The following is a 1,268-nucleotide window of genomic DNA, read 5'->3' as shown; positions in this document are numbered from 1 at the left end:
GGCCAAGACCCCGCAGGGTCAACTGTCCAGGCCGTTCCAGACTCAATACGGCTGGCACGTCCTGGAAGTCCTTGGCCGTCGCGCCACCGACAGCACCACGCAGGCTCGCGAGCAGCAAGCAATGACCGTTTTGCGTAACCGCAAATACGACGAAGAGCTGCAAACCTGGCTGCGTCAGATCCGTGACGAAGCGTACGTGGAAATCAAACTCCCTGGCGCCGACCAGGCAGCGCAGTGAAACTCCAACGTTTCGCGCTGACACCCGGCGAACCAGCCGGCATAGGTCCCGACCTGTGCCTGCTGCTCGCCTCGCAAGCCCAGCCCCACCCCCTGATTGCCATTACCAGCCGCGACCTGCTCATTGAGCGGGCCGCGCAACTGGGCGTGGCTGTCGACTTGCTGCCGGTCACACCGGACAACTGGCCGGATGCACCCGCTCCCGCCAACAGCCTGTATGTCTGGGATACACCGCTCAATGCCAAGGTCGTTGCCGGGCAACTGGACAAGGCCAACGCTGCCTTCGTTCTGGAAACCCTGACCCGGGCCGGCCAAGGCTGCCTGAGCGGGGATTTTGCCGGCATGATCACCGCGCCTGTGCACAAAGGCGTGATCAACGAATCCGGCATCGCCTTTTCCGGGCACACGGAATTCCTCGCCGACCTGACCCACACCGCGCAAGTGGTGATGATGCTGGCCACACGTGGCTTGCGCGTGGCCCTGGTGACCACTCACCTGCCCCTTCGCGAGATTGCCGATGCGATCACGCCTGAGCGCCTGGAACGCGTCACGCGAATCCTGCACGCCGACCTGCAAAACAAGTTCGGCATCGCCCGGCCACGCATCCTGGTCTGTGGGCTCAACCCGCATGCCGGCGAAGGCGGACACCTGGGCCATGAAGAAATCGATATCATCGAACCCACATTAGAGCGCTTGCGCGGCGAGGGCATGGACCTTCGAGGCCCCCTGCCCGCCGACACTCTGTTTACCCCAAAATATCTGGAGCACTGCGATGCGGTGCTGGCGATGTACCACGACCAGGGCCTGCCGGTGCTGAAGTACAAAGGCTTCGGCGCCGCAGTCAACGTGACCCTCGGCTTGCCGATCATCCGCACCTCGGTCGACCACGGCACTGCCCTGGACCTGGCCGGCAGCGGCAAGATCGACACCGGCAGCCTGCAAGTCGCCCTGGAAACCGCCTACCAGATGGCCGAGACCCGTTTATGACCGAGCAATACCAACACAAGGCGCGCAAACGCTTTGGCCAGAAC

General features: G+C 63.3%; 1 protein-coding gene and 1 pseudogene. Both read left to right on the top strand.

Annotated elements, in window-relative coordinates:
• A pseudogene (locus ACXRVY_RS29825) lies at positions 1–238 on the top strand (molecular chaperone SurA); the annotation flags it as partial.
• Positions 235–1,224 (top strand): 4-hydroxythreonine-4-phosphate dehydrogenase PdxA, encoded by a 990-nt coding sequence (gene pdxA / locus ACXRVY_RS29820; RefSeq protein ID WP_223456952.1) that lies wholly within the window; start codon positions 235–237, stop codon positions 1,222–1,224. The pseudogene ACXRVY_RS29825 and the gene pdxA, both read left to right, overlap by 4 nt.
• Positions 1,225–1,268: the final 44 nt, after the last annotated feature.

It is taken from the genome of Pseudomonas sp. P5_A2_2 (assembly GCF_054177685.1).
The sequence above is the reverse complement of the archived record's forward strand: the minus strand, read 5'-3'. Positions and strand labels throughout refer to the sequence as shown.